The sequence below is a fragment of the Streptomyces sp. NPDC049541 genome (assembly GCF_044465725.1).
In the GTDB taxonomy this organism is placed as follows: domain Bacteria; phylum Actinomycetota; class Actinomycetes; order Streptomycetales; family Streptomycetaceae; genus Streptomyces.
In genome coordinates this window covers 692,062-706,154 of sequence record NZ_JBITLY010000001.1, presented here as the reverse complement: position 1 = coordinate 706,154, position 14,093 = coordinate 692,062, and the positions used below count along the sequence as shown (strand labels likewise).

Genomic DNA, 14,093 nt, shown 5'->3' with positions numbered 1-14,093 from the left:
ACGTAGCGTGCTCATACGACTTCTGCGGACCTATCTCAGGCCCTACAAGAAACCCATAGCCCTGCTGGTGCTGCTGCAGTTCCTGCAGACCTGCGCCACCCTCTACCTGCCCACGCTGAACGCGCACATCATCGACAACGGCGTTGTGAAGGGTGACACCGGCTACATCCTCTCCTTCGGCGCCCTGATGATCGGCATCTCGCTGATGCAGGTCGTGTGCAACATCGGTGCCGTGTACTACGGCGCCAAGACCGCCTCCGCGGTCGGCCGGGACGTCCGGGCGGCGGTGTTCGACCGGGTGCAGTCCTTCTCGGCGCGGGAGGTCGGGCAGTTCGGGGCGCCCTCGCTGATCACCCGTACGACCAACGACGTACAGCAGGTCCAGATGCTGGCCCTGATGACGTTCACGCTGATGGTGTCGGCGCCGATCATGTGCGTGGGCGGGATCGTGCTGGCGCTCGGCCTCGACGTTCCGCTGTCCGGGGTGCTGGTCGCGGTGGTGCCGACGCTGGGCATCTGTGTGACGCTGATCGTGCGGCGGCTGCGGCCGCTGTTCCGGGCCATGCAGATGCGGCTCGACACGGTGAACCGGGTGCTGCGGGAGCAGATCACCGGCAACCGGGTGATCCGGGCGTTCGTGCGGGACGACTACGAGAAGGATCGTTTCCGTAAGGCGAACACCGACCTCACCGAGATGCAGCTGGCCACCGGCAACATGCTCGCGCTGATGTTCCCGATCGTGATGACGGTGGTGAACCTGTCCTCGATCGCGGTCGTGTGGTTCGGCGCGCACCGCATCGACAGCGGCGGGATGGCGATCGGCGACCTGACCGCCTTCCTCGCCTATCTGATGCAGATCGTGATGTCCGTGATGATGGCCACCTTCATGTTCATGATGGTGCCGCGCGCGGAGGTGTGCGCCGAGCGGATCGAGGAGGTCCTCGGGACCTCGTCGAGCGTGGTGCCGCCCGTCGCGCCGGTCACGGAGCTGCGCCGGCACGGTCATCTGGAGATCCGGGGTGCCGGGTTCCGCTATCCGGGCGCCGAGGAGCCCGTGCTCAAGGGCATCGACATGGTGGCGCGGCCCGGTGAGGTGACCGCCGTCATCGGCTCGACCGGCAGCGGCAAGTCCACGCTGCTCGGGCTGGTCCCGCGGCTGTTCGACGCGACCGACGGCGAGGTGCTCGTCGACGGCACGGACGTCGCGAAGCTCGACCCGAAGCTGCTCGCCAGGACGGTCGGCCTGGTGCCGCAGAAGCCGTACCTGTTCGCGGGGACCGTGGCGACCAATCTGCGCTACGGCAATCCGGACGCCACCGACGAGGAGCTGTGGCACGCGCTGGAGGTGGCGCAGGCCAAGGAGTTCGTCGAGCGGCTGGAGAACGGCCTCGACTCCCCCATCGCCCAGGGCGGCACCAATGTCTCCGGCGGTCAGCGGCAGCGGCTCGCGATCGCGCGGACGCTGGTGCAGCGCCCGGAGATCTACCTCTTCGACGACTCCTTCTCCGCCCTCGACTACGCGACCGACGCGGCGCTGCGGGCGGCGCTCGCGCAGGAGACCGCGGAGGCGACCGTCGTGATCGTCGCCCAGCGGGTGGCGACCATCCGGGACGCGGACCGGATCGTCGTACTCGACGAAGGACGCGTCGTCGGGACCGGCCGGCATCACGAGCTGATGGCGGACAACGAGACCTACCGGGAGATCGTGCTCTCCCAGCTGACGGAAGCGGAGGCTGCCTGATGGCCGGGCCGATGGCGCGGATGATGGGCCAGGGCGGCGGTCCCGACAGCCGTTCGATGGACTTCAAGGTGTCGGGCAAACGCCTGATCTCCCAGTTCAAGCCGGAGCGGCTGACGATCTGCGTACTGCTGCTCTGCGTGGTCGTGAGCGTCGGTCTGAACGTGGTCGGTCCGAAGATCCTCGGCAAGGCCACCGACCTGGTCTTCGCCGGGATCATCGGGCGGCAGATGCCGGCGGGGGCGACCAAGGAGCAGGTCCTCGACTCCATGCGGCAGCGGGGGCAGGGCCAGGTCGCCGACATGCTCCGCAGCACCGACTTCACCCCGGGCAAGGGCATCGACTTCGGAGCGGTGGGCGACGTACTACTGCTCGCGCTGGGCACGTTCCTCGTCGCCGGTCTGCTGATGGCGGTGGCGACCCGGCTGGTGAACCGGGCCGTGAACCGGACCATGTACCGGCTGCGCGAGGACGTACAGGCGAAGCTGTCGCGGCTGCCGCTGTCGTACTTCGACCAGCGGCAGCGCGGGGAAGTGCTGTCGCGGGCGACCAACGACATCGACAACATCGGGCAGACGCTGCAGCAGTCGATGGGCCAGCTCATCAACTCGCTGCTGACCATCATCGGTGTGCTGGCGATGATGTTCTGGGTGTCCTGGCTGCTGGCGCTGGTGGCGCTGGTGACCGTGCCGCTGTCGTTCGTCGTCGCCACGCGCGTCGGCAAGCGGTCGCAGCCGCACTTCGTGCAGCAGTGGCGCACCACCGGCAAGCTGAACGCCCACATCGAGGAGATGTACACCGGCCACACCCTGGTGAAGGTGTTCGGGCGGCAGGAGGAGTCGGCGAAGCAGTTCGCCGAGCAGAACGACGCGCTGTACGAGGCCGGCTTCAAGGCGCAGTTCAACAGCGGGGTCATGCAGCCGCTGATGATGTTCGTGTCGAACCTCAACTATGTGCTGGTGGCGGTGGTCGGCGGTCTTCGGGTCGCGTCCGGCGCGCTGTCGATCGGTGACGTCCAGGCCTTCATCCAGTACTCGCGGCAGTTCTCGATGCCGCTGACGCAGGTCGCGTCGATGGCGAACCTGGTGCAGTCGGGTGTCGCCTCGGCCGAGCGGATCTTCGAACTCCTGGACGCGGAGGAGCAGGAGGCGGATCCGGTGCGCGGCGAGCGGCCCGAGGAACTGCGCGGGCGGGTGGAGCTGGAGAACATCTCCTTCCGCTACGACCCCGACAAGCCGCTGATCGAGGACCTGTCCCTGAAGGCGGAACCCGGGCACACGGTCGCGATCGTCGGTCCGACGGGAGCGGGCAAGACCACCCTGGTCAATCTGCTCATGCGGTTCTACGAGGTCTCCGGCGGGCGCATCACCCTCGACGGCGTCGACATCGCGACGATGTCCCGGGACGAACTGCGGGCCGGGATCGGCATGGTGCTGCAGGACACCTGGCTGTTCGGCGGCACGATCGCGGAGAACATCGCGTACGGCGCCTCGCGGGAGGTCACGCGCGGCGAGATCGAGGAGGCGGCGCGGGCGGCCCATGCGGACCGGTTCATCCGGACGCTTCCCGACGGCTACGACACGGTGATCGACGACGAGGGCACGGGGGTCAGCGCCGGTGAGAAGCAGCTCATCACCATCGCGCGGGCGTTCCTGTCGGACCCGACGATCCTGGTGCTGGACGAGGCGACCTCTTCGGTGGACACCCGGACCGAGGTGCTGATCCAGAAGGCGATGGCGAAGCTGGCGCACGGGCGTACGTCGTTCGTGATCGCGCACCGGCTGTCGACGATCCGGGACGCGGACACGATTCTGGTGATGGAGAACGGGGCGATCGTGGAGCAGGGCGCGCATGCGGAGCTGCTGGCCGCGGACGGTGCCTATGCGCGGTTGTACAAGGCGCAGTTCGCGCAGGCGGTGGCTGAGGTCGACTGAGCCGTTGCCCGGTGCTGGGGCTGGGGACGGGTGGGTGCACTTGCCCGCGCTCGCGGGGTGCCGCCTGCGCCCACCCGTGCCGCCCCTAGCTGCACGACTGCCCGCAGCTACGGCGGCTTTTGAGGGGCGCGGGGCTGCATCGATTTGCGACTCCGCCGCGTGGGCGCGACCAGCCCCGCCGGCCCGCAGACGGCGTCAGTCCAGATAGCCCCTCAGTTGGTCCGCGAATGCGTGGTCCCGGAGCTTGTTCAGGGTCTTCGACTCGATCTGGCGGATGCGTTCCCGGGTCACGCCGAAGATGCGGCCGATCTCCTCCAGCGTGCGGGGGCGCCCGTCGACCAGGCCGTACCGGAGCTGGACCACCTTGCGTTCGCGCTCGCCGAGCGTGGACAGGACCGCCTCCAGGTGCTCGCGCAGGAGCAGGAAGGCTGCCGACTCCACGGGGGACGTGGCGTCGCCGTCCTCGATGAGGTCGCCGAGGGCCACGTCGTCCTCCTCGCCCACCGGGGCGTGCAGGGAGACGGGCTCCTGGGCCAGGCGCAGGACCTCGCTGACCCGCTCGGGCGGCAGGTCGAGGTGGTCGGCGACCTCTTCCGGGGTGGGCTCGTAGCCGCGTTCCTGCAGCATGCGGCGCTGGACGCGGACGACCCGGTTGATCAGCTCGACGACGTGGACCGGGACCCGTATGGTGCGGGCCTGGTCGGCGAGGGCCCGGGACATGGCCTGGCGGATCCACCAGGTCGCGTACGTCGAGAACTTGTACCCGCGGGCGTAGTCGAACTTCTCAACTGCCCTGATCAGCCCCAGGTTTCCCTCCTGGACGAGGTCGAGCATGGTCAGCCCGCGGCCGACGTACCGCTTGGCCACGGACACGACGAGCCGCAGATTCGCCTCGATGAGGCGGCGCTTGGCCATCCGGCCCATGACGACCAGGCGGTCCAGGTCGAGGGCGAGCTGGCTGTCCAGGTCGGGTGCGGTGCTGAGCCTCTCCTCGGCGAACAGGCCGGCCTCGACACGGCGGGCGAGTTCGACCTCCTCGGCCGCGGTCAGCAGGGGGATACGGCCGATCTCGCGCAGGTACTGGCGGAACAGGTCCGAGGACGGGCCGCCGGTGTCGGCGGAGCGGGCACGCGACGGCGCCACCGGCTCGGGGTCCTCCGCGGCCTCCAGCTCCTCCGCGGGCGGTTCGGCCGGCTCGTGCGGGCTCTCGGGCTCCGCCTCGGGGTGGTGCGCGACACGGGTCTGCGGGGGGACCGCGACGAGAACGTCGGTCGCGGCGTCCGGCTCCGTGCCGTCCGTACGTGTGTCGGTCTGGGTGAGGGTCTGGGTCTGCACGGGGGCGACCTCCAGGATGATCGCTGCTGAGGTGTGCGGCAGCGCTGCTTCGGGAGCGGAGTCGACGGCCTCGCCGCTGTCCGTCCCGTACGCGATGAGCGGAACCGCGGGCTTGTGCGACCCGTGGGGGACGGGTCGGCCGCGCTCCGAGGACTCAGGCACCGGACCCAGTGTGGAGTACGACACATCGCCGCCACGAGGGGCGTGCGGTGACTTTTTGCAATCGTGCCGTGACCGCGCGGTTACCGCGGCGTACGCGAAGAGGTCACAGGGCTGCGGCGCCGTGCTCGCGCAGCGCCTGGTCGTACTGCTGGAGCACCCACAACTCGTTCTGTACGGCTGCCAGTTGCGCCGGGTCCCCATGGGTGCCGAGGCGGGTGAGGGTGCTCTGGATGTCACGGACGCGGCGCTCCACGGCACGGCGGCGGACGGTCACGAGCTGCTCGCCCGCATAGTTCTCGTCCACGGTGCGGCGCATGATCGCCTCGACGGCCAGTTCCGTGACCATCGCACGGACCGTGTCGTCGGGGGCGGCCTCCCGGACCCGGACGAGGTAGTCCTGGGCGTCCTGGACGCCGTACTCCGCGCCGCCCGCCTCCATGATCGCCTGGCGTACGGCGGCGTAGGGCGCGGCGGTGAACTCGTCGATGCCGTAGGCGTCGAAGGCCGGGGAGACCAACTCCGGGCGCTGGAGGGCGAGTTTGAGGAGTTCGCGTTCGGTGGCGTAGACGGGGTTGCGGAGGTTGAGCGCCGGGCCGGACGGGCCCGAGGAGCGGGGTGAGGCCTCGTACGACTGGGGGCCACGCGCCGGGGCCGCCGGGCCCTTGCCGCCTCGGTCACGGGCCCAACGGGCGAGCTGCGCCACCCGCTTGACCACGAACTGGGTGTCGAGGATGCCGAGCATGCCGGCGAGCTGGACGGCGACCTCGTGCTGGGCGCCGCTGTTCTTGATGCGGGCGACGATGGGAGCGGCCTCGTCCAGGGCGGCCGCGCGGCCCGCCGGGGTGTCGAGGTCGTAGCGCACGACGATCTGGCGCAGCGCGAACTCGAACAGCGGCGTACGCGGTTCGACCAGGTCGGCGACCGCCTCGTCGCCCTTCGCCAGGCGCAGTTCGCAGGGGTCCATGCCGTCGGGGGCGATGGCGATGTACGTTTCGGCGGCGAACTTCTGGTCGTCCTCGAACGCGCGCAGGGCCGCCTTCTGGCCGGCCGCGTCACCGTCGAAGGTGAAGATGACCCGTGCGCTGCCGTTGTCCATCAGCAGCCGGCGCAGGATCTTGATGTGCTCGCCGCCGAAGGCCGTGCCACAGGTCGCGATCGCGGTCGTGACACCGGCCAGGTGGCAGGCCATCACGTCGGTGTAGCCCTCGACCACCACCGCGCGGCTGGCCTTGGCGATGTCCTTCTTCGCCAGGTCGATGCCGTACAGGACCTGGGACTTCTTGTAGATCGCCGTGTCGGGGGTGTTGAGGTACTTGGGCCCGTTGTCCGCCTCGTACAGCTTGCGGGCGCCGAAGCCGACGACGTCGCCGCCGATGTCGCGGATCGGCCACATCAGGCGGCCGCGGAAGCGGTCGATGGGGCCGCGGCGGCCCTCCTGGGAGAGGCCGGACAGGAGCAGCTCCTTGTCGGTGAAGCCCTTGCCGCGGAGGTAACGGGTGAGGTGGTCCCAGCCCTGGGGGCTGTAGCCGACGGAGAAGTGCTCGGCGGCGGACTGGTCGAAGCCGCGCTCGGCGAGGAACGTGCGGCCGGTGTCGGCCTCCGGGCTGGTCGCCAGCTGTTCGGCGTACCACTGTGCGGCGATCTTGTGGGCCTCGACCAGGCGGATGCGCTCGCCGCGCTGGTGGGACGGGTTGTAGCCGCCCTCCTCGTAGCGCAGGGTGATGCCGGCCTGGCCGGCCAGGCGCTCGACCGCCTCGGAGAAGGAGAGGTGGTCGACCTTCATCACGAACGTGATGGTGTCGCCGCCCTCCTGGCAGCCGAAGCAGTGGAAGAGCCCCTTGCTCGGGCTGACCTGGAAGGACGGCGACTTCTCGTCGTGGAACGGGCACAGGCCCTTGAGGTTGCCACCGCCCGCGTTGCGCAGCTGGAGGTACTCGGACACCACGGCGTCGATCGGGACCGCGTCCCGTACCGCCTTCACGTCCTCGTCGTTGATCCGTCCTGCCACGCGTGAATTCTACGGTGCCGGACTGACACATCTGGGGCGGCTGGTCGCGCCCCGAAGGGGCGCGGGCCTGTGTCGACATGCGGCTCCGCCGCGTGGGCGCGACCAGCCCCACACGGCCCGCACACGCGAGACGACCGAACCAGGCAGATGACTAGGCGATCAGGCTCTCCAGAGCGACGTGCGGGTCCGCCAGGGCCTCCGTGTCCACCTGTGTCTTCGAGCGGATCAGTTTCTGGATGGGCTCTGTGACGTCCCACACGTTCACGTTCATCCCGGCCAGCACCCGGCCGTCCTTGATCCAGAAGGAGATGAACTGACGCTTGCCCGCGTCCCCCCGGATCACCACTTCGTCGTACGACCCCGCGGGCGCCCACCCGCTGTACTCCATCCCCAGGTCGTACTGGTCGGAGAAGAAATAGGGCACCCGGTCGTAGGTGACGTCCAGGCCGAGCATCGCGCGGGCCGCCGCCGGGCCGCCGTTGAGGGCGTTGGCCCAGTGCTCGACGCGGAGGTGGGTGCCGAAGAGGGTGTGCGGGAAGGACGCCACGTCGCCGGCCGCGTAGATGTCGGGGTCGGAGGTGCGCAGACGCTCGTCGACCACCACGCCGCCGCCGTGTGCGCGGTCGGCGATCTCCAGGCCGGCGGCTTCCGCGAGGCCGACGCGGGGGGCCGCGCCGATCGCCGCGAGGACGTCGTGCGCGGGATGCTCCTCGCCGTCGTCGGTGCGGGCCGCGAGGACCATGCCGTCCTGGCCGACGATCTCCGTCAGCTGCGCGCCGAAGTGGAAGCGGACGCCGTGCTCGCGGTGCAGCTCGGCGAAGAGGTTGCCGAGCTCGGGGCCGAGGACGGCGTGCAGCGGGGTCTGCGCCGGTTCGACGACGGTGACCTCGGCGCCGTACTCGCGGGCCGCCGCGGCCACCTCAAGACCGATCCAGCCGGCGCCGGCGATCACGATGTGCCCGTTGTCCCGGCCGAGGGCGGTCAGCACGTGCTTGAGCCGCTCGGCGTGCGCGAGGCGGCGCAGATGGTGCACGCCGGCCAGGTCGGTCCCGGGGATGTCGAGGCGGCGCGGCTCCGCGCCCGTCGCCAGCAGGAGCTTGTCGTAGCGGACGAGGGTGCCGTCCTCGCCGAAGCGGACGGTCTTCGCCTCGCGGTCGATGGCGTCGACGGTCTCGCCGAGGTGCAGCTCGATGTCGTTCTGCGCGTACCAGGCCGGCTCGTGCACGAAGACGCTGTCGCGCTCCTCCTTGCCGAGCAGATAGCCCTTGGAGAGGGGAGGGCGCTCGTACGGGTGGTCGCGTTCGTCGCAGATCAGTATCACGCGCCCGGTGAAGCCCTCCGCTCGGAGCGTCTCGGCCGCCTTCGCGCCGGCGAGACCGCCTCCGACGATGACGAATGTCTGATCCGCGTCGACCACTTGATGCCTCCTAGCCGGGGGTCTGGGGGTGTCCCCCCAGAAAGCACAGCACACAGCGGGTGCCGCCATATGCGAGCGTCCCGCACGGAGCGTGAGGGGGGAAGAGGGAGTGGCCCGATCAGGCCACGGAGGGTCACATTCGGGCTCGTTCGGCGTCCCCGCGTACCGTCAGTCTCACAGATGCCCCGTCAGACGCGCGTGAAGCGAACGCGCCGATGCGTCGGTGAGCGAGGCGATCTGGTCGACGATCACCCGCTTGCGGGCGCGGTCGTCGCCCGCCTGGTCGAACAGGGCGCGGAACTGGGGGTCCAGGCCGTCCGGGGCGCGGGCGGTGAGCGCCTCGGCCAGCTCGGCGACCACGATCCGCTGGTCCGCCCGCAGCAGCTCCTGTTCGGCGCGCTGCATGACGTACCGGTCGGCCACGGCCTTGAGGACCGCGCATTCCAGCCGTGTCTCGTGCGGTACGACCAGTTCGGCGTCGTAGCGGGTGAGGCGGCCGGCGCCGTACGCCTCGCGCGTGGCGGTCTCGGCGGCGAGGCAGAAGCGGCCGATGAGCTGGCTGGTGGCGTCCTTGAGGCGGGCCTGGGCGACCGCGGAGCCGTCATAGCCGTGCGGCCACCACTCCTGGTCCTGGAGGCGGTCCAGGGCGGCGGCGAGTTCGGCCGGGTCGGTGCCGGCGGGGACGTAGCGTCCGACGGCGACCGCGAAGACCGCCCGGCGCTCGGGCTCCGCGTGCAGGCAGTTGGGGTCGATGTGGCCGGCGTGCAGACCGTCCTCGACGTCGTGCACCGAGTACGCCACGTCGTCGGACCAGTCCATGACCTGCGCCTCGAAGGTGGTGCGGGTGCCCGGGGCGTCCTTGCGGACCCAGTCGAAGACGGGGCGGTCGTCCTCGTAGACGCCGAACTTGGGGGAGGCCGGGTCGGTGGGGTGGGCGCCTCGGGACCAGGGGTACTTGGTGGCGGCGTCCAGGGCGGCGCGGGTGAGGTTGAGGCCTACGGAGCCTTCCGGGGTGAACCGTTTGGGTTCGATGCGGGTGAGGAGTCTCAGGGACTGCGCGTTGCCCTCGAAGCCGCCGCAGTCCTCGGCGAATTCGTTCAGGGCCTGTTCGCCGTTGTGGCCGAAGGGGGGGTGGCCGAGGTCGTGGGAGAGGCAGGCGGCTTCCACCAGGTCGGGGTCGCAGCCGAGGGCTGCGCCCAGTTCGCGGCCCACCTGGGCGCACTCCAGGGAGTGGGTGAGGCGGGTTCTGGGACTGGCGTCCCATGCCTGGCTGCGGGTTCCTGGGGTGACGACCTGGGTCTTGCCTGCCAGGCGGCGCAGTGCTGAGCTGTGCAGGATGCGGGCGCGGTCGCGTTGGAAGGCTGTGCGGCCGGGGCGTTTGTCGGGTTCAGGGGCCCAGCGTTCTGTTGACTGCGCGTCGTACGACATGTCTCGACAGTAAGCGCAGGCAGTGACAATTGGGGTGTGCCTGTCCGTCTGCCGGGTGCCGTTATATGGCGATTGCGGGTAGTTCGTGGCTGGTCGCGCAGTTCCCCGCGCCCCTTGCGGCAGCTGTCGCAACCGGGGTTGCCAGTGCCTGGTCGTATCTGTGCAGGACCAGCTTTGCCATCGCGGGGTGTGTGCCCAGTGGAGCTGATGCGATCCAAGGTGCCGCCTCCGTGCACTCCGTGGCGAAGCGACCGGGGGCGGTGAAGTAGGAGGCTACGGCTACTCGGTCGCGGCCCCGTTCAGTCAGGGCACGGATCGCGTCCGGGACCGTGGGGGCGGCCGTGGTGGCGTAGGCCGGGACGACCGGGACGCCCAGGCGTTCCGACAGGAGCTGGGCCGTGCGGTTGGTGTCGATCTTGGACTCCGGGTCGCGGGAGCCTGCCGCGGCGAGGACGACCGCGCTGGTGCGGCGGGCGGTCTCGTCCGTGGGGGTGTCCCAGCCGGCCTCGACCAGACGGGCGTGCAGGGTTTCGACCAGGAGGGGGTGCGGGCCGAGGGCGCCGGCCACGCGCGCGCGCACCTCGGACTCGGCGGCCATCTCGGGGATGTCCCGCTTGATGTGGTAGCCGCGGCTGAGGAGCAGGGGGACGAGGACGGCCTCGCGGGTGCCGAGGGTCGCGAGGGTGTCGGGGAGCAGCGGGTCGTTCAGCTCGATGTGGCCGAGGTGGACCGGGAGGCCGGGGCGCTGCTCGCGGATGCGGTCCAGGAGCGTACGGACGGTGCTCAGGGCGCGCGGGTCGCGGCTGCCGTGCGCGACGACGACCAGTGCGGGCGCGGCCGGGCGTCGCCTGCCGTCCAGGGAGACGAGGCTGAGCTGGCTGGCGAGCTGGCTGCTGATCCGGTTCATGAGATGCGCCGTACTGTCGAGGTGGGCGGTCGGGGACTCGTCGCGAGGAGGGTTCGACGCCGTCATGGACCGATGGTGGCGGCCGGAGGTTGCCGCCCCGTTGCACGGGAATGACGGGTGTTTTCCGGCGGTTCACGGTGGGGTGCATGGGGTGTGTGAGGGGGACTGACCTGCGGTTTCCTGCCTCGGAGTGAACCTGGTCACGTATCGTGTGACGAACCGCGCGGCCTGACAGGACGTCTCTGACTGTCGAAAAGCAGCCGGAGGAGGGGGACCGATGCGCAGACCACGCCTGCCACGCACGCGTGCCGGGCAGCGGAGGCTGGTGCAGGCCGTGATGGCCGGGTGTGTGCTGGCGCTGCTGCCCGTGACCTGGTTGTACGTCACGACGGGCGACCGGCTGCGGACGACCGCCGACGCGCCGCGCACCGAGGTCGCCGTGGTCTTCGGTGCGGGCCTGTGGAACGGCGAGCCGTCCCCATACCTCGCGAACCGTCTGAAGGCGGCCGCGCAGCTGTACCGCGAGGGCCGGGTCGAGGTCGTCCTCGTCACCGGCGACAACAGCCGCAAGGACTACGACGAGCCCGACGCCATGCGCACGTATCTGAAGAAGCACGGTGTCCCGGAGGGGCGGATCGTCAGCGACTACGCGGGCTTCGACACCTGGGACTCCTGTGTCCGCGCCAAGAAGATCTTCGGGGTCGACCGGGCCGTGCTCATCAGCCAGGGCTTCCACATCCGGCGGGCGGTCGCCCTGTGCGAGGCGGCGGGTGTCGACTCGTACGGCGTCGGGGTCGACGCCAAGCACGACGCGACCTGGTACTACGGCGGTACGCGTGAGATCTTCGCCGCCGGCAAGGCGGCCCTGGACGCCGTGTTCCACCCCGACCCGCGCTTCCTCGGGCCGAAGGAGACGGGGGTCGCGAAGGCGCTCGCCGACGCCCGGTGAAGGGCGCCTCACCGCCGCTCCCGGCCGGCCGGGAGGTCGCCGTGCCGCCCGTGTAACAAGGAGCCGTCCCGCATGTAACACAGCCGAAGCACGCTGAGTGGCATGCAGATCTCCGCGACGCCCACGCACTGCCCGTACTGCGCCCTGCAGTGCGGGATGAACCTGACGCCCGCGCCGGACGGCACGGTCGAGGTGAGCGAGCGCGCGGACTTCCCGGTGAACCGGGGCGCGCTGTGCGGCAAGGGCCGTAGCGCGCCGGCCGTGCTCTCGTCCCGGGTGCGCCTGACCTCCCCGTTGGTGCGCTCCGAGGGCACTCTGGTGCCCGCCACCTGGGACGAGGCACTGGACCGTATCGCCGGGGAACTGCGCCGGACGCGTACGGAACATGGCCCGGACGCGGTCGGCGTCTTCGGTGGCGGCGGCCTCACCAACGAGAAGGCGTACACGCTCGGCAAGTTCGCCCGGGTGGTGCTCGGCACCTCGCAGATCGACTACAACGGGCGGTTCTGCATGTCGTCGGCCGCGGCGGCCGGCACCAAGGCGTTCGGCCTGGACCGGGGGCTGCCGTTCCCGCTGGAGGACATCCCGAAGACGGGCTGTGTGATCCTGGTCGGCTCGAACCTCGCGGAGACCATGCCGCCCTCGCTCAGGTTCTTCAATGAGCTGAAGGAGAACGGCGGCACGCTGATCGTCGTCGATCCGCGCCGCACGAAGACCGCCGAGCAGGCCGATCTGCATCTGGCGCCGAGGCCCGGTACGGATCTCGCGCTGGCGCTCGGCCTGCTGCACCTGGTGGTGGCCGAGGGGCGGGTGGACGAGGAGTACGTGGCCGAGCGCACGGCCGGCTGGGAGGACGCCCGGGCGGCGGCGATGGCGCACTGGCCCGAGTACGTGGAACGGATCACGGGGGTGTCCGTTCCCCAACTGCGGGAAGCGGTACGGATGTTCTGCGAGCCGGAGAACGCGATGGTGCTGACCGCGCGCGGCCCCGAGCAGCAGTCCAAGGGCACCGACACGGTCGGCGCGTGGATCAACCTGTGCCTGGCGACCGGCCGCGCGGGCCGCCCGCTGTCCGGGTACGGCTGTCTGACCGGGCAGGGCAACGGACAGGGCGGACGCGAACACGGCCAGAAGGCCGACCAGTTGCCCGGCTACCGCAAACTGGACGACCCGGCGGCGCGGCGGCATGTGGCCGAGGTGTGGGGCGTGGACCCGGACTCGCTTCCCGGGCCGGGGCGCAGCGCGTACGAGTTGCTGGACGCCCTGGGTACGGACATCAGGTCCCTGCTGCTGATGGGGTCCAACCCGGTCGTCTCGGCGCCGCGTGCCGCGCACATCGAGGAGCGCATCAAGTCGCTGGACTTCCTGGCGGTCTGCGATGTCGTCCTGTCGGAGACGGCGGCGCTGGCGGACGTCGTGCTGCCCGTCACCCAGTGGGCGGAGGAGACCGGCACCACGACCAACCTGGAGGGCAGGGTGCTGCTGCGGCGGCGCGCGATCACCGCCCCCGACGGTGTCCGCAGCGATCTGGAGGTCATGCACGAACTGGCCGACCGGCTCGGCGTGGAGAAGGGCTTCCCGACCGACCCGGAGGAGGTCTTCGAGGAGCTGCGGCGGGCCAGCTCGGGAGGGCCGGCCGACTACTCGGGGATCACCTACCGCCGGCTGGCGGAGGAGAACGGGGTGTTCTGGCCCTGCCCGAGTGCGGAAAGCCAGGGTGAGGACCGGAGTGAGGGCCATCCCGGCACCCCCCGCCTCTTCCTCGACCGTTTCGCCACCCCGGACGGCCGGGCCCGCTTCGTCCCCGTCTCGCACCGGGCCTCCGCCGAGGAACCGGACGACGAGTACCCGGTGCTGCTGACCACCGGCCGGGTCGTCGCCCAGTACCAGTCCGGCGCCCAGACCCGCCGGGTGGACGAGCTGAACGCCGCGGCGCCGGGGCCGTTCGTGGAGCTGCACCCGCGGCTGGCCGCGCGGCTCGGGGCGGCGGAGGGCGACCCGGTGGCGGTGGTCTCCCGCCGGGGACGGGCCGTGGCACCGGCCCGCATCACCACCTCGATCCGCCCGGACACGGTCTTCATGCCGTTCCACTGGCCGGGCGAGGGCCGCGCCAACACGCTCACCAACCCCGCCCTCGACCCGACCTCACGCATGCCGGAGTTCAAGGCGTGTGCGGTGCGGCTGGAGGCGGTTCAGTCGTAGCCGGGGCCGACGG

Annotated in this window: 9 protein-coding genes; 4 read left to right on the top strand and 5 right to left on the bottom strand. The window is 70.6% G+C overall.

Annotated elements, in window-relative coordinates; translation table 11 throughout:
* The first annotated feature begins 7 nt into the window (after positions 1 to 7).
* Together ACIBW9_RS03155 and ACIBW9_RS03150 are read left to right on the top strand one after the other, a co-directional pair.
* On the top strand, positions 8 to 1,741 hold the full coding sequence (locus ACIBW9_RS03155) for an ABC transporter ATP-binding protein (protein WP_398950658.1): 1,734 nt from the start codon (positions 8 to 10) through the stop codon (positions 1,739 to 1,741).
* The gene (locus ACIBW9_RS03150) at positions 1,741 to 3,672 is read left to right on the top strand and encodes an ABC transporter ATP-binding protein (protein ID WP_398950656.1); all 1,932 of its coding nucleotides are present in this window, start codon (positions 1,741 to 1,743) and stop codon (positions 3,670 to 3,672) included. The genes ACIBW9_RS03155 and ACIBW9_RS03150 overlap by 1 nt, the downstream gene beginning before the upstream one ends.
* Before the next feature lie 195 nt (positions 3,673 to 3,867).
* On the opposite strand, the gene ACIBW9_RS03145 is transcribed toward ACIBW9_RS03150, so the two are convergent.
* The 5 genes from ACIBW9_RS03145 to ACIBW9_RS03125 form a co-directional block, all read right to left on the bottom strand.
* Positions 3,868 to 5,169, bottom strand: a complete 1,302-nt coding sequence (locus ACIBW9_RS03145; protein WP_398950654.1) for an RNA polymerase sigma factor — start codon at positions 5,167 to 5,169, stop codon at positions 3,868 to 3,870.
* A 103-nt stretch (positions 5,170 to 5,272) separates the two neighbouring features.
* The gene (dnaG, locus tag ACIBW9_RS03140; RefSeq protein ID WP_398950652.1) at positions 5,273 to 7,177 is read right to left on the bottom strand and encodes a DNA primase; all 1,905 of its coding nucleotides are present in this window, start codon (positions 7,175 to 7,177) and stop codon (positions 5,273 to 5,275) included.
* Positions 7,178 to 7,328: 151 nt separating this feature from the next.
* The gene (locus tag ACIBW9_RS03135) at positions 7,329 to 8,594 is read right to left on the bottom strand and encodes an NAD(P)/FAD-dependent oxidoreductase (protein ID WP_398950650.1); all 1,266 of its coding nucleotides are present in this window, start codon (positions 8,592 to 8,594) and stop codon (positions 7,329 to 7,331) included.
* A 174-nt stretch (positions 8,595 to 8,768) separates the two neighbouring features.
* Positions 8,769 to 10,022, bottom strand: coding sequence for a deoxyguanosinetriphosphate triphosphohydrolase (locus tag ACIBW9_RS03130; protein ID WP_398950648.1), 1,254 nt, complete (start codon positions 10,020 to 10,022; stop codon positions 8,769 to 8,771).
* A 61-nt stretch (positions 10,023 to 10,083) separates the two neighbouring features.
* On the bottom strand, positions 10,084 to 10,995 hold the full coding sequence (locus tag ACIBW9_RS03125; protein WP_398950647.1) for a sirohydrochlorin chelatase: 912 nt from the start codon (positions 10,993 to 10,995) through the stop codon (positions 10,084 to 10,086).
* A 211-nt stretch (positions 10,996 to 11,206) separates the two neighbouring features.
* Between ACIBW9_RS03125 and ACIBW9_RS03120 the strand changes: the two genes are divergently transcribed.
* Both ACIBW9_RS03120 and ACIBW9_RS03115 read left to right on the top strand, forming a co-directional pair.
* Entirely contained in the window at positions 11,207 to 11,878 is a 672-nt protein-coding gene (locus ACIBW9_RS03120) for a vancomycin high temperature exclusion protein (RefSeq protein ID WP_398950645.1), read from the top strand.
* A gap of 102 nt (positions 11,879 to 11,980) precedes the next feature.
* Positions 11,981 to 14,080, top strand: a complete 2,100-nt coding sequence (locus ACIBW9_RS03115) for a molybdopterin oxidoreductase family protein (protein WP_398950643.1) — start codon at positions 11,981 to 11,983, stop codon at positions 14,078 to 14,080.
* The last annotated feature ends 13 nt before the right edge of the window (positions 14,081 to 14,093 follow it).